At 59.4% G+C, this 15,958-nt stretch carries 17 protein-coding genes and 1 tRNA gene; 9 read left to right on the top strand and 9 right to left on the bottom strand.

Annotated features, from left to right (window positions below):
• The first annotated feature begins 162 nt into the window (after nucleotides 1-162).
• The 4 genes from purM (at nucleotide 163) to P0111_12820 (ending at nucleotide 4,034) form a co-directional block, all read left to right on the top strand.
• Nucleotides 163-1,200, top strand: coding sequence for a phosphoribosylformylglycinamidine cyclo-ligase (purM, locus tag P0111_12835; protein MDF0644907.1), 1,038 nt, complete (start codon nucleotides 163-165; stop codon nucleotides 1,198-1,200).
• Entirely contained in the window at nucleotides 1,190-1,864 is a 675-nt protein-coding gene (gene purN / locus P0111_12830) for a phosphoribosylglycinamide formyltransferase (protein ID MDF0644906.1), read from the top strand. The genes purM and purN overlap by 11 nt, the downstream gene beginning before the upstream one ends.
• Nucleotides 1,865-1,981: 117 nt before the next feature.
• Nucleotides 1,982-3,424, top strand: coding sequence for a patatin-like phospholipase family protein (locus P0111_12825; GenBank protein ID MDF0644905.1), 1,443 nt, complete (start codon nucleotides 1,982-1,984; stop codon nucleotides 3,422-3,424).
• 172 nt (nucleotides 3,425-3,596) lie between these two features.
• Nucleotides 3,597-4,034: a DUF1566 domain-containing protein gene (locus P0111_12820; GenBank protein MDF0644904.1), complete on the top strand. Its 438-nt coding sequence runs from the start codon at nucleotides 3,597-3,599 to the stop codon at nucleotides 4,032-4,034.
• Nucleotides 4,035-4,496: 462 nt separating this feature from the next.
• Here P0111_12820 and P0111_12815 read toward each other — a convergent pair.
• The 6 genes from P0111_12815 to P0111_12790 form a co-directional block, all read right to left on the bottom strand.
• Nucleotides 4,497-4,572 (bottom strand) — tRNA-Ala (locus P0111_12815).
• A 217-nt stretch (nucleotides 4,573-4,789) separates the two neighbouring features.
• Nucleotides 4,790-5,134 carry an Hpt domain-containing protein gene (locus P0111_12810; GenBank protein ID MDF0644903.1) on the bottom strand — a complete coding sequence of 115 codons (345 nt, stop codon included), beginning with the start codon at nucleotides 5,132-5,134 and terminating at the stop codon, nucleotides 4,790-4,792.
• The gene (locus tag P0111_12805) at nucleotides 5,131-7,221 is read right to left on the bottom strand and encodes a response regulator (protein ID MDF0644902.1); all 2,091 of its coding nucleotides are present in this window, start codon (nucleotides 7,219-7,221) and stop codon (nucleotides 5,131-5,133) included. The genes P0111_12810 and P0111_12805 overlap by 4 nt, the downstream gene beginning before the upstream one ends.
• Nucleotides 7,222-7,462: 241 nt before the next feature.
• Nucleotides 7,463-8,467, bottom strand: coding sequence for a diguanylate cyclase (locus P0111_12800; GenBank protein ID MDF0644901.1), 1,005 nt, complete (start codon nucleotides 8,465-8,467; stop codon nucleotides 7,463-7,465).
• A gap of 50 nt (nucleotides 8,468-8,517) precedes the next feature.
• Complete coding sequence (locus P0111_12795; GenBank protein ID MDF0644900.1) at nucleotides 8,518-9,156, bottom strand: response regulator; 639 nt, start codon at nucleotides 9,154-9,156, stop codon at nucleotides 8,518-8,520.
• 123 nt (nucleotides 9,157-9,279) lie between these two features.
• Nucleotides 9,280-9,726, bottom strand: a complete 447-nt coding sequence (locus P0111_12790; protein ID MDF0644899.1) for a GatB/YqeY domain-containing protein — start codon at nucleotides 9,724-9,726, stop codon at nucleotides 9,280-9,282.
• Nucleotides 9,727-9,956: 230 nt separating this feature from the next.
• Between P0111_12790 and P0111_12785 the strand changes: the two genes are divergently transcribed.
• Nucleotides 9,957-10,175: a hypothetical protein gene (locus P0111_12785; GenBank protein MDF0644898.1), complete on the top strand. Its 219-nt coding sequence runs from the start codon at nucleotides 9,957-9,959 to the stop codon at nucleotides 10,173-10,175.
• Nucleotides 10,176-10,177: 2 nt separating this feature from the next.
• Here the strand turns inward: P0111_12785 and P0111_12780 are convergent, their stop codons facing one another.
• On the bottom strand, nucleotides 10,178-11,572 hold the full coding sequence (locus P0111_12780; GenBank protein MDF0644897.1) for an MFS transporter: 1,395 nt from the start codon (nucleotides 11,570-11,572) through the stop codon (nucleotides 10,178-10,180).
• Nucleotides 11,573-11,716: 144 nt separating this feature from the next.
• Between P0111_12780 and P0111_12775 the strand changes: the two genes are divergently transcribed.
• Together P0111_12775 and P0111_12770 are read left to right on the top strand one after the other, a co-directional pair.
• A complete protein-coding gene (locus tag P0111_12775; GenBank protein MDF0644896.1) occupies nucleotides 11,717-12,394 on the top strand; it encodes a hypothetical protein in 678 nt (225 codons plus the stop codon).
• Between the two features lie 60 nt (nucleotides 12,395-12,454).
• Complete coding sequence (locus tag P0111_12770; protein ID MDF0644895.1) at nucleotides 12,455-12,739, top strand: hypothetical protein; 285 nt, start codon at nucleotides 12,455-12,457, stop codon at nucleotides 12,737-12,739.
• 33 nt (nucleotides 12,740-12,772) lie between these two features.
• Here the strand turns inward: P0111_12770 and P0111_12765 are convergent, their stop codons facing one another.
• Both P0111_12765 and htpX read right to left on the bottom strand, forming a co-directional pair.
• Nucleotides 12,773-13,366, bottom strand: a complete 594-nt coding sequence (locus P0111_12765; protein ID MDF0644894.1) for a glutathione peroxidase — start codon at nucleotides 13,364-13,366, stop codon at nucleotides 12,773-12,775.
• A gap of 20 nt (nucleotides 13,367-13,386) precedes the next feature.
• The gene (gene htpX / locus P0111_12760) at nucleotides 13,387-14,304 is read right to left on the bottom strand and encodes a protease HtpX (GenBank protein ID MDF0644893.1); all 918 of its coding nucleotides are present in this window, start codon (nucleotides 14,302-14,304) and stop codon (nucleotides 13,387-13,389) included.
• Nucleotides 14,305-14,471: 167 nt separating this feature from the next.
• On the opposite strand from htpX, the gene P0111_12755 reads away from it, so the two are divergent.
• Both P0111_12755 and P0111_12750 read left to right on the top strand, forming a co-directional pair.
• Nucleotides 14,472-14,906: a cupredoxin domain-containing protein gene (locus P0111_12755; GenBank protein MDF0644892.1), complete on the top strand. Its 435-nt coding sequence runs from the start codon at nucleotides 14,472-14,474 to the stop codon at nucleotides 14,904-14,906.
• Between the two features lie 2 nt (nucleotides 14,907-14,908).
• Nucleotides 14,909-15,955 carry a phytoene/squalene synthase family protein gene (locus P0111_12750; GenBank protein ID MDF0644891.1) on the top strand — a complete coding sequence of 349 codons (1,047 nt, stop codon included), beginning with the start codon at nucleotides 14,909-14,911 and terminating at the stop codon, nucleotides 15,953-15,955.
• The last annotated feature ends 3 nt before the right edge of the window (nucleotides 15,956-15,958 follow it).

Genomic DNA, 15,958 nt, shown 5'->3' with positions numbered 1-15,958 from the left:
CGCGTCCCCAACTCCGTTCGTCGTTCGACCACCTCAGGACGAACGGAGGATCAGGTTCCGGTGGCGATCAAATCCGATCGCTTGACGAATTCCAACAAATCGCAGTCCCTTAGGAGCACCAATTGACCAATCAGGCTGCTCCACCATAAGATGCTGCCTCTCATGACGACCTACCGTGATGCCGGAGTCGATATCGATGCAGGCGACGAATTTGTCGACCGCATCAAGCCGCTGGTTCGCTCGACCTTCCGTCCGGAGGTGCTGACGGATCTTGGAGGCTTCGGCGGTCTCTTCCGCTTCGACGCGAAGAAATACGCGGATCCCGTCTTGGTATCCGGAACCGACGGGGTGGGGACCAAGCTCAAGATTGCCTTTCTGATGGACAAGCACGACACGGTCGGCATCGATCTGGTCGCGATGTGCGTCAACGACGTGGCGGTCAGCGGAGCTGAACCCCTGTTCTTTCTCGACTATTTTGCCTCAGGAAAACTGACGCTGGACAGGGCGCAACAAGTTCTCGCAGGCATCGCGGAAGGGTGCCGGCAGGCCGGGTGCGCGCTGATCGGCGGTGAAACCGCCGAGATGCCGTCGTTCTATCCGGACGGGGAGTACGACCTGGCAGGCTTCGCCGTCGGGGTGGTCGACAGACCCAAGCTCATCGATGGAAAGTCTATTCTACCGGGCGATGTCGTGATCGGCCTGGCGTCCACAGGCCTGCACAGTAACGGATATTCCCTGGTTCGGCGAATCTTCTTCGAACAGGCGAAGCTGACCGTCGACAGTCGAGTGGCCGAGTTCGATCGTCCGCTCGGAGACATCCTTCTGACGCCGACCAGGATCTATGCCAAGCAGATCCTGGCGCTCGCATCGGAACAGCCGGTGAAAGGGATCGTGCATGTGACCGGCGGGGGCATCACGGAAAACCTGCCGCGGGTGCTGCCGGACGGGATGCGGGCGCAGATTCATCGGAAGAGCTGGCCTGTTCCCCCCGTTTTCGATGTCCTAAAGCGCCTCGGCCGGGTGGATCGGGCAGAAATGTATCGGGTGTTCAACATGGGGATCGGACTCATTCTCGTAGTGCCGGCCTCTTCCGCGTCCGCCCTGATAACACGTGCCTCCGTGTTGGGGGATCAAGGCTGGGTCATCGGCGAGATCGTCGGCGCAAATCCGGGAGAGCCGCAGGTCGAATATGTCGACTAGCAGAGCCGCCCCACTTCGCATTGCCGTGCTGGCGTCCGGCCGCGGCTCCAATCTGCAGGCTGTCATCGACGCGATCGAGGCGGGTCGGATTGACGCCACGATCGTCGCGGTCATCAGCAATAAGCAGGATGCCGCAGCACTGGAGCGGGCCAGGAAACATGGGCTCTCGGACATATTCGTCGATCCCAAACCCTTTGCCGGCCGACCGGACAGCCGGGAAGCATATGACCAAGCCTTGCTGGAGGTGCTCCGCCGGCATGAGGTCGATTTGGTCTTATTGGCCGGCTACATGAAGATCGTTACGAGCCTGCTGATCGAGGCCTATGCCAATCGAATGATGAACATTCACCCGTCCCTGTTGCCGGCCTTCCCCGGATTGGACGTGCAAAGGAAGGCCATCGACTGGGGATGCAAACTTGCCGGATGCACCGTGCATTTCGTGACCGAAGGCGTCGACGAAGGGCCGATCATTCTCCAGGCGGCGGTTCCGGTTCTGGACGGCGACACACCGGACACGCTGGCCGCGCGCATTCTCGAGCAGGAACACCGAATCTATCCGCGCGCCGTGGAACTCTTCGCCGAAGGCCGACTGCGGGTGGAGGGGCGTCGTGTTTTCATCGACGGAGGCAAGCCGCTGGGAGAGGCGCTCCTCTGTCCGTTTTGAGCGCTCTCGGGAGAAGCAGACAGGTGCATCCGGACTCGTTCCGCATCGTGTCTCAGGCGAAACCCGTACATGTAATAGGCTAGGTGAACTGCCGGCCGTGACCTTGACGGCTCACGGGTGATTCTGTACCCTTCCGTCGTCATGAAGCGGTCGGGCGTCCGGATAGCGCTTGCTCTGTCGTGTCTGATCGTCGGCTGCGAGTTTGTCCGCCCCACCATGAACGAGCCGCTGCCTCGGTGGAATTCCGAGTACGGCTATCGCTTCGCGAACCTGCCTCCGTCCGTGTCCGGCAATACGAACAGTCTCTTCATCGTGGCGTCGTTCTCCGGCGGCGGTGCGCGCGCCTCGGCGCTGTCCTACGGCGTCCTGCGCGAATTGGCGAGAACGCCGATCGTGTGGGAAGGGTATCGCAAGACGCTCGTCGATGAACTCACCGTGATCAACGCGCTCTCCGGCGGCAGTTTCACGGCCGCCTACTATGCCCTCTATCACGACCGGATCTTTCATGATTTCGAATATCGCTTCCTCCGAAAGGATTGGGAGAGCGAGCTGCGTTCACGGGTCTTACGGTCTCCTCAGAATTGGTTTCGGCTCTGGTCTCCGTATTTCGGGAGGACGCATGTCTTCTCGGAATTGCTCGATGAGGCGTTGTTCGATGGCGCGACGTTCAATGACCTGCTCTCAAGCGATCAACGGCCGATCATCTTCATTCATGCCTCCGACATGGCGACCGTCTCACGATTCGAGTTCAATCAGCGACAGTTCGATCTGATCTGTTCCGATCTCAGCAAAATGCCGCTGTCCGTGGCCACCGCTTCATCTTCTGCGCTTCCGCTGGTCCTGAGCCCGATTTCGCTCAAGAACTACGCCGGACAGTGCGGCTACGTCCCTCCGTCGTACCTCACCAGGATAAAGGAGACGTCATGGGGCCGGCGACGCGCGACGGAGCTGCAGTCCTATCTCGATGCCGAACGGCGACCCTATATCCATCTTTTGGACGGCGGCCTGGCCGACAACATCGGTATGCGGAGCGTGTTGGAGCTCTCGGCGCTCGTTGAGAGTTTGGAAGGTTCATTCGAGGTGCTCGGCGTAAAGAAAATTCGAAAGCTCGTCTACCTCATGGTGGGGGCAGAGACCGATCCCGATGTGAATCAGTATAAATTGGATGAGATTCCCAGCCTCTCGAAGGTGCTGAATTCTCTGGTGGACATCCCGATCAACCGCTACTCGGATGATACTTTTGAACTGATGGGCCAGGCGGTGGCGCAATGGAGAGCGCAACTGCGGCAGCGAACTGGGAAGGAGACGGACATTTTCGCGCCTGATGCGGACATTTATTTCATCAATGCCAGCCTGTCTGAATTGGAAGATCCGGCAGAGATGGCACGGGTGATGAAAATCCCTACGAACCTGTCGCTCACTGACGCGGAAATCGAGGACCTGCTCCTGGCCGCGTCAAAGCTTATCCGAAACGACAAGGACTTTCAGAGACTCATGCGGGATCTTGAGATCGAGGCTGCGAAGACCCCGGTCATTTCCCAGTCGCCGGCCGAGCGCTAGCGACGCGTGAGACGGGGAATGGGTACAAGGCGATCTGCAGAGGTGACTGTCAGCCGGATGAAGCCGAGGTACGAACCACACAGGTAGGCCTTGGCCATCTCATCGTGCTACACTCGCCGCCGTTAGCAAGCCGTTCAATGAGACCAGCACGGCGTACATACAGGAGGACCGTATGAATTGGGATCGCAATATTCCAAGTGCATCGCGCTTCACGATCCTTTCCGAGTTCAACAATGAGGCCGTGCGGGATAACAACACCGGGTTAGTATGGCACCGGACTCCGGATGCCACGCTTCGTGGCTGGCATGATTCACGCGTCTTATGTACAAATTCGCTGGTGGGGGGCGCCTCTGGTTGGCGCCTGCCGTCGGTAATCGAATTAAAAAGTCTGCAAGACCGCTCCCTTCCCCCGCCGTTTGTCCCAACCGATATTTTCACCGCGACGGCCGGTACGTACTGGTCGGCAACAGCGGTCGCCCCTCCACCGACAGGGCAAGCCGTATGGGTTGTCACCTTCGCCGGCGGCGATGCTTTTCCCAACGGTATAGGGGGCGGCCAAACTTTCTTGGCCTGGGCCGTCCGAGGCCCCATGAACAGCGATACATATTGAACGGGCCGAGCACGCACCACGCCATGGACAACTTCGAGTGGAGCGCGGGACACGGAAATCGGTTCGGGCTGGTACAGCTGGATTCCAAGCAGCACGCACGCCCAACCAGAACGCGGACTAGTTCGGTAGGCAGAGCATGCGGTCGTTTGACCGACAATGGTCAGTTTGCCATCAGAAGCACTGAAGTCGTCATTCCCGTGAAAGCGGAATCCAGTCAAGGACTTCTTCTCAGCATGGAGTCTGGATCGAGGACTGGATGCCCGCCTTCGCGGGCATGACGCAAGAGGAAACTGACCCACTATGCAACCGTGTTCATCCGGCGGCCTCAATACATGAGAGGCTTAGTCTGACGAGCCGCCGGCACGAGCAAGCTTGGTTAAGAGAGGAGCGACCGGAGGTTTCTATCCGCCCGCGCAGTTACGATAATGCGATAAAGAGCGGGCGGCACGCGCAAGCGAGGTTTGGTGGAGGGCAGGGGAGTTGAACCCCCGACCCCTACGTTGCGAACGTAGTGCTCTCCCAACTGAGCTAGCCCCCCACACGAGACGATGGGCAGAAGATGCAAGCACGGAAGCCGCAGGGTTTGCCGCGCATCATTGCGCAGGCGTCAACTGCGGTAAGGAGAACGGGGAGGAATCAGGCTCGCATCTCCTCGCCGGGGCATTATACACAAGCCGGACGCCGGCTGCTACGGGAGAGTAAGGAGACGCATGCGGGGGCGTAGGTCGGGCTAAGGTGGTCAGCCTGGCAGCCGATTATCGCTGGAGTCGGTCCTTTCCGTATACCACCTGTACACGGCCGAGAAAGTCTTCAAGCCTGTCGGTCTGCTGCGCGATGACGGTGCGGTCTTCTCGGACCGCGGCCCGCTCCAGGGCCTCGCCGACCTCGCTGATGGCGTCAAAGCCGTACCCACCGCCGTCGCCCTTCATACGGTGACCGAGCAGCCGCACGGTTTTGAAGTCGTTCTCGTCGACGGCGATCCGAAGCGTGGCCACGTCGCGCCGCCTATTTCTCATGAAGATCGGCATGATCTCCTCAAGATCAGGATCGACCAAGACGGTAATGAGGCCGGAGGATGGGCCTCGAAGAGGCTGTGTCATGATCGAAGCCCCTTGCAGGCATGAAGCACCTCCAGGAGAGTTTGCTTTCTGACCGGTTTGGTCATGTGGGCGTTGCAGCCAGACTGAAGAATTCTCTCGCTCTCCTCTTTCAGGGCCAGGGCCGTCAGCGCGACGATCTGAGTGGGGGGCAAATCATGCTCAGCTTCCCAGGCTCGAATCGTCTTGGTGGCTTCGTATCCATCCATCACAGGCATCTGCATATCCATAAGGATCAAGTCATAGCGGCCGGCCTTGAATTTGTCGACGCCGACTGCGCCGTCGTCGGCAACATCTATCTGATAGGGAGTGTGCCTGAGGTAGGATCGGATCAGAAACTGGTTGTCGGGCGAGTCCTCGACCAGCAAAATCTGGAGCGCGCGCGATAGCGTAGGCAATGGCGCGACTTGCGGATCGGCCGAGCGGGCGGCCGTCGAATTCCTTTTTCGATCGAGGGCGATGCTGATGGTCTGTAACAGATCCGAACGCCGGATGGGCTTGATCATGTATCCACCCAGACGCATGTCGTATGTCCTCGCAATGTCATCGGCCCATTGGTGCGAGGCGAGCATGACGATGGTCAGGCCTTCTGCAAGGCTTTCTTGTCGAATCTGTTCGACCACGGAAAATCCGTCCATGTCCGGCATGCGGCAGTCGAGCAGCAGCAGTTGATAGGGACGCGAGGCTTGAGCGGCTCGACGCAGTTCGTTGATCGCGTCCGTTCCGCTCCCTGCATCCGTTACGGTGGCATTCCAAGAGGCGAGTGTTTCTCTGAGGATCATCCGATTTGTCGGATGGTCGTCAACGACCAGGGTCCTCACATTGCAAAGATCGATCGGGATCGATGGGGAGGCCGAGGCGGCCCGGCGTTGGACCCCAAGCTCGATTGAGCAATGAAACGTGCTCCCCTGTCCGACCGTACTCTCGACCCAGATGCGGCCGTGCATGAGGTCGGCAAGTTGCTTGGAAATCGTCAGGCCCAAGCCGGTTCCCCCATATGTGCGGCTCGTCGACGCGTTGGCCTGGGTAAAACTCTCAAAAATGGCCTCGAACATGTCCTCTGAAATACCGATCCCGGTGTCGGTCACGGAAAACCGGATTGCGCCCTGTGTCGCCTTGTCGCCGTCATTCGTGACCTCGACCACGATGGATCCGTCGTCGGTGAATTTGATGGCGTTGCTGATAAGGTTGATCAGGATCTGGTGAAGCCGGTTGGGGTCTCCGATCAGTGCGCGCGGGACATCCGGTGAAACGTGACAGGCCAGTTCGAGTCCTTTCTCATTGGCCCGCATCGCCAGAATTTCAATCGCCTTTTCAACCAGATCGTTGAGATCGAAATCGATCGACTCGAGCTCAATGTGGCCGGCCTCGACCTTCGAAAGGTCGAGAATATCGTTGATGAGCAACAAAAGATTGCCGCCGGCCCGTCGAAAGGTCCGCAGATATTTCCGCTGCTCCGGCGTGAGTTCAGTTTCCCATAGCAGATCGGCCATGCCGATGATGGCGTTCATCGGCGTGCGAATTTCATGGCTCACGCTGGCCAGGAACTCGCTCTTGGCCCTGCTGGCCACTTCCGCTGCGTCCTTGGCAAGACGCAAGGCGGTTTCCGCCTGCCGCCGTTCGGCCGCTTCCAGCGCCAGCGTGACCATCGTTGCCAGCGAACTGGTGAATTGCTCCTCGTAGACCGTCCATTGACGCGTCCCTCGGACGTGCTCGGTGCAGAGGACACCCACGACTTGCCCCTTCTGCCTGATGGGAGCGTCCAACATGGCCCCGATATGAAGGGGAGTGAGATAGTCGGTCACGAACTCCTTGGTCCGGGGATCACGATGGGCGTCGTGCGCGGCGATCGCCCACTCTTCTGTGACCAGTGCCCGGAAGTAGGCAGGATAGTCCGACGCTAGGAGCACGCAGCCGGCGCTGTGACACCGGGTGCTTGCTTGAAACAAATCCATCTGTGTGATCGAGGTGCGCCGTTCGTTCATCAGCCAAATGCTCGTCCGCTCGGCCTCGAGAAGCTCCGCACAGGCTTCAGTAATTACACAAAGCGCCTGGGTGAGATCTCCGCTGTTGAGACTCTCGCTCTGCATCAGTTTTCGCAGGGTGTTCTGATAGCGGCTTAACAGGATCGTGGGATCAGCGGGCGCGGCAGCGGCACGACGCTTCTTCGATGAAGCGGAGACCGTGTTGGGCTTAGGCCGTCGAGAAGGGAATGGGGCAGAGGGGCGCGACCCACGTCGAGGTGTTTTGCTGCGTTGCCGAGCCGAAGAGCGAGGATGGCGTGCCATGTCCGTCCGGAATCATTCCTGAAATGGTCCGGTGATGCCGAGTCTAGTCTTCGTGTGAATGGGGAACGAGGGAGAGTATCCCCGCCTGCTTGGCGCGATTGCGGCCTTCCTGCTTGGCTTGATAGAGCGCTTGGTCGGCGGCTTTGATGAGGTCAGTCTGCGAGGCGCTTCGATTCGGGATGGTGCTGGCATAACCCACGCTGGTGGTCATGACGTCTCCCTCGGAATGGGTGATACCGAGCGATTCGATTCTCCGGCGGAGTGTTTCAGCTACTTGAGCTGCGCCGTCCGTGGCCGTCCCCGGAAGGACCACCACAAATTCGTCCCCGCCGTAGCGAGCGACCAGGTCGCCCGGCCTGTTGACCGCTCCGGAGATCGCGTTGGCGACCTGCCGCAGGCATTCGTCGCCGACCGTGTGCCCTTGGGTGTCGTTGTACGATTTGAACCGGTCGATGTCGAGCATGATCAGCGACAAGGGAGTGGATTCACGAACAGCCCGCCGCCACTCCTGATCGAGGAAATCATCGAACTGTCGTCGATTGGTGATACCGGTTAGGCCGTCTAGGCAGGACAGCCGAAGCAGCATCTGATTGGCTTCCTGGAGCTGGCGCATGACTTCCAAAAGCTCCTGCTCATGGGCCCGGCGCCGTTCAATCTCATGGACCAGGCGAAGCACGGACCGCACGCGGGTGAGCAATTCGATCTTGTTGATCGGTTTGGCGATGTAATCCAGGGCGCCCGCCGCGAAGGCCAATTGCAGGTCGACCGGGTCGGTCTTCACCGTGACCATGATGATGGGGGTATCGCGGTACCGTTCGATGGCTTTGATCTGTCTGCAGGCTTCGATACCGTTCATTTCCGGCATGATGATGTCCATGAGGATCAGATCGACGCGGCCGGCGCTCTGCTTGCCCCCCTCCATCCCGAGCAGCCGGAACGCCGTGACGGCGGACTCGGCCGAGAGAATATGATCATAACCGGCGGCGGACAGAATCGATTGCAGCAGCGCGCGGTCGTCAGGAGAGTCATCAATGATGAGAATGCTCATGGGATCAACGCCTCAGAGATTGAGGGAAATGGTTGCCAAAATCCTAGCAGTTAATCCTGGTAAACACCAGGGTAAAGCCGTTTGATACAGGGGAGGCAGAGCCCGTGACTGAACTCGGCCTCGGAATGTTGGCTGAGATATTCCTCCAGTTGCTGCCAGAATCCCCCGTCATTCCGGATCTTTTTGCAGGATGCGCAAATAGGTATCAATCCACGGAGCACCTTGACCTCTCGAAGCGCGCGCTGCAGTTCGTCGTTGCTCCGTTGTAACTCCAACTCGTGCGCTTTCCGCCGATCGGTCTCCTGCTTGAGTGCCAGCGCCGACGAGACTCGAGCCAGCAGCTCTACGCTTTGCACCGGCTTGTTGATGTAGTCGTTGGCGCCTGCGGCGAAAGCGGCCTGCAGGTTCGACGGATCGTTGTTCGCCGTCACCATGATGACGGGAACGTCTCGAAGGTCGGCGCAGCTCTTGATTTGTCTGCAGGCCTCGACCCCATCCTGTTCCGGCATCAACACGTCCATGAGGATGAGATCGATCCGCCGGTTTGCCTCGCCGGTGTCGGGAGTGAGCAGTTTCCACGCCGATTTCGCCGAGTCGGCGCACAAAATGTCGGCATGGCCTGCCTTATCGAGAATGGAGGAAAGCAGTGCGCGCTGATCCGGAGAGTCGTCGACGATGAGGATGGTCATGACCGTCTCGTGTGAACTGAAGTCGGTCAACGGGAAGGCGCCGTTGCTCGAGAGAAATGCCAGCAAAAGTATAGCAGGGAGAAGCCGGGAGGGAAGAAAAACGTGAAGTCCTGAAGACTCGATCTATTGCAGCTTGGTTCGTACGAGATCGCTGACTTGCTTGCCGTCGACAGGCCGGCCGCCCAGACGGCTCATGACGGTCTTCATGACCGCGCCCATATCCTTCAGCGATGTCGCGCCGGTCTCACGAATCACGTTCGAGACGACGTCGGCCAGCTCATCCTGAGTCAGGGCCTTGGGGAGATACGATTCGATAATGGAAATTTCCAGTCGTTCCTTGGCGGCAAGCTCACTCCGGTTTCCCTTCTCGTATTGCTCCACTGATTCCTTGCGTTGCTTGATCATGGTGGTCATGATCCGGCTCATCTCGGCGTCGTCGAGATCTTTCTTGATTTCAACCTCCTTGTTGAGCACGGCCGCCTTGATCATTCGGATGACATCCATGCGGAGCTGGTCGCGCGCTTTCATGGCGTGCTTGAGATCTTCGGAAAGTCGGTCGCGCAGTGACATGATGAGTCAGTGTCGTGGATGAAGATGCCGTCAGGATAGCGCGACACCTCGGACCAGTCAATCCGGCTGTAGCACCTGATGGGACCGCATGGAAAGTGATGGTGAGGTGGTGTTGAGGTTGCGCGGCAGGGTATGATGCCCGATGGCCGGTCGGCCCCGAGGGATCTTCACCGGCTTCGGCGGAGAGTGTGACGGGCAGGATCGGCGGAGTCTTATGGAGGGGCACAGCTATGGCGAGTGGGATAATTGAACAAGCGCGCGTTCGTGGAATGGCAGTCGCGTTGGTCGTTTCGACGGTGATGCTGGCGGCAGTCGGCTGTTCCAGCGAGCCGCCAAAACCGATGCCGCAGCCGACGCCGGACCAGGTTCGAAGCCACGGCGATCGGACGTTCGATAAGCTCAAGCAAGAGGAACAGGAACGGGCCGCACAACCCTCGGCTCCTCGATAGCCTCACTTACCGAGTCGAAAGGGAGGGCTTGCGACCCACTGCCGCATCGGTTTCAGCAGCGGCAGTTCCAGGAGCAGCCGCGGGAGCGGTGCCTGTTGGACGGCGCGGGGCTCATGGAATCCTCCCATGAGTCTCGCGGAAATCACCAATCGCAGTACGCCAGATACGAAGAACACGACCGGAAGGTTCGATGCCAGGGACAGGTTCGCCCATTCAAACTGCGAAGGCAAGACGGCGATGAGCCAGCTGCCCAGCAGCGCGCCGCCGCACCACCCGACGGCGTTGACCGTGCTGTACACCGCGACGGCTTTTGCGCGGTCTTCTCCCGGCACCGCGTCGAACACGTAGTTTTGAAGCCCAAGAGCTAGTCCCGCCCAGATCACCCCGGAAAAGAAGTTCACCCCCGTCATGACGAGCACGTTCGTCGTCAGCAGGTAACACATCGGAAGCACGGGCACGATGAAGCCCGTGATCGAAAGGATCGCCTTATTGCCGAATCGATCGGCGAATCGGCCCCACGTCTGGAGGGTCAACAACTGTCCGAGCACGCCGGCTGCGAGCCATCCTCCATAGTCCAGATAGGAAAAGCGGAGATCGCGGAGCATATAGAGCACGAAATAGGGGCCGGCAATCAACACCGCGAGATGCATCAGGCTTGAAAACAGGAGGAACCGGTGGAAACTTCGACTGGATTGTCGCAAGAAGGCACGGAACCCGTCATGACCCGAGCGGGATTCCGGGTGCGGCAGATCCGGGACAGGTCGCAGCGCAAACGCCGAGAACAGCCGCGCGGTCCCCGCCGTCAAGAAAATCAGAACGAACCCGATCCATGCCGTGCGGGGCGGCCAGAGGCTGAGCAGTCCGCCGGCTGCACACAGTGCGCCGAAACTGACGGCGGCGACGATCAAGGCGCGGCGGGCGAAATAGGCTCCCCGCTCGTGTTGATCGAGGTGGTCCGCAATGAAGCTGGTCCACGTCGGAGCCGTGAAATGGTTGCAGGAAAAATAGAGGGCGACTCCTAGAATGAGAAGCCAAGAGCCCCAGGCAGGATACGCAAACGGGAGGAGCAGGATGGGAATCCAGGACAGCGCCTGTCCGAAGGTGCCGATCCGGACCAGCGACTTGCGATCCGGGAAACGCCGCAACAGCTTCACAGAGGCCAATTGTGCTGTGGTGCCGATCAGTTGCGGAAGTGCCGAGAGGATCCCGAGCTGAAGCGGTCCGGCCTGCAACAGCAAGGCGAAAGCGGACAGGTAATGTTCGCCGCTGCCTTGCGTGACGGCCTGAGAGGCTCCGTCGAACAAGCCGTAGCGTCGGCAGTGCAGGCGATCAGTGTCCGGACTGTGGCGCGTAGACGAATGAGGCTGTGTTGAGGAGACATCTTGCAAACCGCTCAAGGAAAATGTCTCGTTGTTTTCAGGGTTTCGGATACCATACCATATGGGTTGACCGGACGCCATTTCCGGGCCGGTTGGTCGGTCGGTCGATCGCGCGAGGTCGGTTGTTGACCCCGCCGACTTCCTCTGGATACGATAACCGCTATGGACGAGACCTCACAGCGACGCCTCGGACGGGCGGACCCGGTAAATCGATGGCAGCCTGACGGGAAACTGACGGTGTCGTCTGTCCTGCTTGTGCTGACCCTAGTGGGCTCCTGGTCGACCGCTGCGGCCAGGGATCTCGTGGCGCCGAAAGAGCAATCCGACACCGAAGTCGATCCGACTATCCTACCCTCGTTCGACGATCAAAAAAAAGGCATCCCACAGTCGATCTTCGTGTGGATCAAGATGGCCAAGGGTTACGATGTAGAGTGGGACAGCTTCGGACGCAAGGGATGGTACACGCAGGATCCCCGGTTGAAGCCGATCGACCCCGGCACAGTCTTCACACCGGAGACGCCGGCCATCTATATCGTATTCGAAGTGGCGCCGCTGGAAGATCCCGCCCAATTCAGCGCGCAGTGGTTCCTGGAAGGGCCGGATCGAACGATTCCCGGCTCGCCGATCGGAAAGGACACCTTGGAAGTGCCGGGACATGAGCGCTATGGGTTTCTGGAATTGAAGCGTCCGGGAGACAAGTGGACCACGGGAACGTATCTGGCCAAGTTGTTCATTACTCCCCTCGGCCAGCAGCCGTTTCACGCCGTCAACCAAGTCGGGACGATGCGATTTACAGTCGCTGAGACCGCGTCGTCCGGCCAGACAGGTCCCACGAAGTAGCGATCACACCTATCGACCGCGAATCATCCATTCACGAACAAGCAGGAGCGACAATTACAGATGGGAACCCGCGTCAAGGTGACGGATCCGGAAAAGCTTACATTGTTGTACGAGCGGTTTCGCGACGTGTGCTTAGTCGAAAAGGAAGTGTGGAAAGAAATCTTCATGCCGCGGGAAGTGTCCCAGGGGCCGGTGCGGACGAACATTCAGGACCGCTACGACGTGGAAATCGACGATCCCGCCGTCGAGGACACGCTCGACGCCAATATCCCCCTCGGAGGCACCGCCTTGGGCGCGGCGATTCAGGAGTATCGACAGCACATCGGATTCTACCGCTGCGGCTAGCGCCGTGGCGTTCGGGACAAGCCCGGTCAGGGCTTATTTCTGCGCCAGCACCCGTTCGACTTCCTTCACCACTTCAGGCGCCAGGGGCTTCGTCCGATGATGAAAGCGCCCGACCACGTTTCCTGATCGATCGACCAGATATTTCTGGAAGTTCCATTCCACTTCGCCGGGGAAAGGACTTTGCTCCGTCAGATATTGGTACAGCGGGTGCTTGTCCGACCCCTTGACGCTGATCTTGCTAAAGAGCGGAAAGCTTACGCTGTACTTCGTCAGACAAAACCCTTTGATCTCCGCGTTGGTGCCCGGCTCCTGCTGCCCGAAGTTGTTTGCCGGAAACGCCAGGACCTCGAATCCCTGCTCGTGATATTGCTCGTACAAGGTTTCCAGATCCGTATACTGCGGCGTATTTCCGCAAAAGCTCGCGGTATTCACCACCAGGAGCGCCTTGCCTTGGTATTGCTTCAGATTGATCGGCTTGCCGTCGATATCGTCCATTGTGAAGTCATAGAGGCTCGCGGTCTTGGACGCCATGAGCAGTCCTTTCTCTTCCGCACGCACGTTACTGAGGCCGATCAGGAGTCCGCCACTCAGTGCGAGGGTGGAGACGACGATGAGTCGGTTCAACATGATGGCCTCCTCTGTGACGGTTAGAGTTGTTGGAGCGCGGCGATCCGAGCCTCGATGGGCGGATGGGTCGCCAGGAGTTGCATCACGCCGGATGACGTGCCGGAGATCTTCATCGTGGCCAGCGCATCCTGGTTTGAATACTCGAACTGCGTCCGGTTGACCCATCGGTCGATTCCCTGCAACGCCCCGATCATCGATTGTTTGCCGTAGACTTTGGCCGAAAAGGCGTCGGCTTCGTATTCGCGCCGCCGGGAATGCCAGCTCACCACGATCATGGCCAAGAACGACAGCACGATCTGCAGGAAGAAGTAGACGACTATGGCGAGAATCGGATTGCCCGCCGAGCCCCCCTCTTCTCGGTCGCCGCTCGGCTGCCCGACCATCGAGGCCAACAGGTTGCTGATGTAATAGACGAAGGTGTTCATCAGCCCCGCCAGGACCGTTGTTGTGAACATGTCGCCGTTGTACACGTGGCCCATTTCGTGCGCCAGTACGGCCTTGACTTCATCCTCCTTCAGGTTTTGGAGTAGTCCCGTGGACACCGCGACCATCGAGTTGTTCTTGCTCGGACCCGTCGCGAAGGCGTTGGGATCCGGCGCGTCGTAGACCCAGACCTCGGGCATGGTGATTTTCAGACGTTGTGCGATTTCTCGCACCGAACCATGGATGACCTGCTCGGCGTGAGAGTGTGGCTCCGTTATCTGCTGACAGTGCAGCATTGCCCGGGCCATCTGCTTGGAAAACAGCAAGCTGATGAAGGCACCCCCAAAGCCGATGACGAGCGACCAGACCACCAGTTGCTGACTGAAGACGCCTCGTACGTCGATGCCGAAGGCCGGCAGCACGACATTGATCAGGATGCTGGCGGTCACCGACAGCGTCAGGTAGATCAGGATGTTCGCAATTAGAAACAGCGAGATGCCTTTCAACCACTTCATCGAGCGTCCTCCTTTGCGCGCGTGGCGCCTGCGGTGTTTCTGCCGCCACGGTTTCGGCGGCACAGCACTCACAATTATACAGAGCTTCCGGCGCTGGTTTCTACAATAGCTCTGGAACGGCAAAGGTCAAGTTGACCTGTTCTCCGCCTTCCTGTTAGAACCCTCTCATGATGCCGTCGCCCTTGCGATACGCCCTCCTGGCGGCACTGGCGACCGTGATGTCCGGTGGGATGTTCGCCTCAGCCGCCGATGTGCCGCCCCTCGCCGTGCCTGTTGCGGTCCCCCTTGGGGCCGACGGAGTGCAGCGTGCCACGATCACGCTCGACAGCTATTCCTACGCGCCCGCCCATCTGATCGTCGAAACGGGCAAGCCGGTCGAATTCACCCTGACCAGCGTGACCACGATCATACCCCACAATTTCATCATCAAAGATTCTGCCTCAGGCCTCTCCGTCGAGCAGGATGTCGGTGCCGGCAGGACGGCCGTCGTGAGATTCACGCCGTCCAAGCCCGGGGTCTTCTCCATCTATTGCGACAAGCGGCTGTGGCCGCTGCCGAGCCATCGGGACAAGGGGATGGAAGGCACGCTGGAAGTGAAGTAGGAGTGGCTACGGACACCACGGTCTCCAAGCAGGAACTGCTCCGCGATCTGCTCAAACGCGTCTCACGACTCTTCTATACGACTCTGGCCGTCGTTCCCGCCGATGTGCGGGATCAAGTCAGTCTCGCTTACTTGTTCGCCCGCGCCGCCGATACTATCGCCGATACCGACTTGATCGACCGCCCACGTCGGCTGGATTATCTCGGCCAGCTGAAAGCGCAGTTCATCAGCGACCGCGTCGCCTGGATCCAAGTCAAAGACATCCGGGAGGCAATCGGCCCGCTGCAGCGGCATGAAGCCGAACGGGTATTGCTGGAGCGGTTGGAGGACTGTTTTCGCCTGTTCCAGTCGTTCGCGTTGGACGACCGCCGGCGTGTGCAGCGACTCATGACGACGCTCACGCAGGGCATGGAAATGGACCTGACGGCGTTTCCCGGAACCAGCGCTGCCGACCTGACCTCGTTCAAGACCCTCGACGACCTTGACCGGTACACCTATTACGTCGCCGGCTGTGTCGGGGAGTTCTGGACCGACTTGATGTGCGCCCATCGCCGCGCGCTCTGTTCCTGGGACGTACGGGAGATGTCGGATGTGGGTGTGCGTTTCGGGAAAGGGCTTCAGCTGACCAATGTGGTCAAGGACATCGCTCACGACTTGCAGCGAGGTCGGTGTTACGTGCCGGAGGTAGTGTTGTCCGAGGCCGGGCTCACTCCTAAGCAACTCCTCGATGCCAACAATCTTCCGCGCTTTCGCCCGGTGCTGACTCGACTTGTTCGGACGGCCGTGGAGCATCTCGATCAGGGCTGGCTGTATACCATGGCCATCCCTCGTCTGGAGACTCGCCTGCGTCTTTCCTGCATGTGGCCCATTCTGTCGGCAGGCGAATCTCTGAAACTCGTTCTGAACTCTCCCGATCTGTTGAACCCCGCCGTCCATGTCAAGATCCCACGGAGCAAGGTGTACCGGATCCTGGCCCTTACGACCGCCACCGGTGCTTGCGGATATGTCGGAACGGCCTATTGGGGACGATTGAGAAAGCAGTTGGCCTGACGA

Origin of the sequence: Nitrospira sp. (assembly GCA_029194535.1) — a bacterium.
Classification (GTDB): domain Bacteria; phylum Nitrospirota; class Nitrospiria; order Nitrospirales; family Nitrospiraceae; genus Nitrospira_C.
Note: the sequence above shows the minus strand (reverse complement) of the source record. Positions and strands in the feature narration are given on the sequence as shown.

Excerpts from the sequence above, each read along its gene's own strand:
- P0111_12770 (MDF0644895.1), top strand. The coding sequence starts at position 12,455 with ATGGGAACCCGCGTCAAGGTGACGGATCCGGAAAAGCTTACATTGTTG.
- purM (MDF0644907.1), top strand. The coding sequence starts at position 163 with ATGACGACCTACCGTGATGCCGGAGTCGATATCGATGCAGGCGACGAA.
- P0111_12810 (MDF0644903.1), bottom strand. The coding sequence starts at position 5,134 with ATGACACAGCCTCTTCGAGGCCCATCCTCCGGCCTCATTACCGTCTTG.
- P0111_12805 (MDF0644902.1), bottom strand. The coding sequence starts at position 7,221 with ATGCAGAGCGAGAGTCTCAACAGCGGAGATCTCACCCAGGCGCTTTGT.
- P0111_12785 (MDF0644898.1), top strand. The coding sequence starts at position 9,957 with ATGGCGAGTGGGATAATTGAACAAGCGCGCGTTCGTGGAATGGCAGTC.
- htpX (MDF0644893.1), bottom strand. The coding sequence starts at position 14,304 with ATGAAGTGGTTGAAAGGCATCTCGCTGTTTCTAATTGCGAACATCCTG.
- P0111_12765 (MDF0644894.1), bottom strand. The coding sequence starts at position 13,366 with ATGTTGAACCGACTCATCGTCGTCTCCACCCTCGCACTGAGTGGCGGA.
- P0111_12820 (MDF0644904.1), top strand. The coding sequence starts at position 3,597 with ATGAATTGGGATCGCAATATTCCAAGTGCATCGCGCTTCACGATCCTT.
- P0111_12775 (MDF0644896.1), top strand. The coding sequence starts at position 11,717 with ATGGACGAGACCTCACAGCGACGCCTCGGACGGGCGGACCCGGTAAAT.
- P0111_12795 (MDF0644900.1), bottom strand. The coding sequence starts at position 9,156 with ATGACCATCCTCATCGTCGACGACTCTCCGGATCAGCGCGCACTGCTT.
- purN (MDF0644906.1), top strand. The coding sequence starts at position 1,190 with ATGTCGACTAGCAGAGCCGCCCCACTTCGCATTGCCGTGCTGGCGTCC.
- P0111_12800 (MDF0644901.1), bottom strand. The coding sequence starts at position 8,467 with ATGAGCATTCTCATCATTGATGACTCTCCTGACGACCGCGCGCTGCTG.
- P0111_12790 (MDF0644899.1), bottom strand. The coding sequence starts at position 9,726 with ATGTCACTGCGCGACCGACTTTCCGAAGATCTCAAGCACGCCATGAAA.
- P0111_12755 (MDF0644892.1), top strand. The coding sequence starts at position 14,472 with ATGATGCCGTCGCCCTTGCGATACGCCCTCCTGGCGGCACTGGCGACC.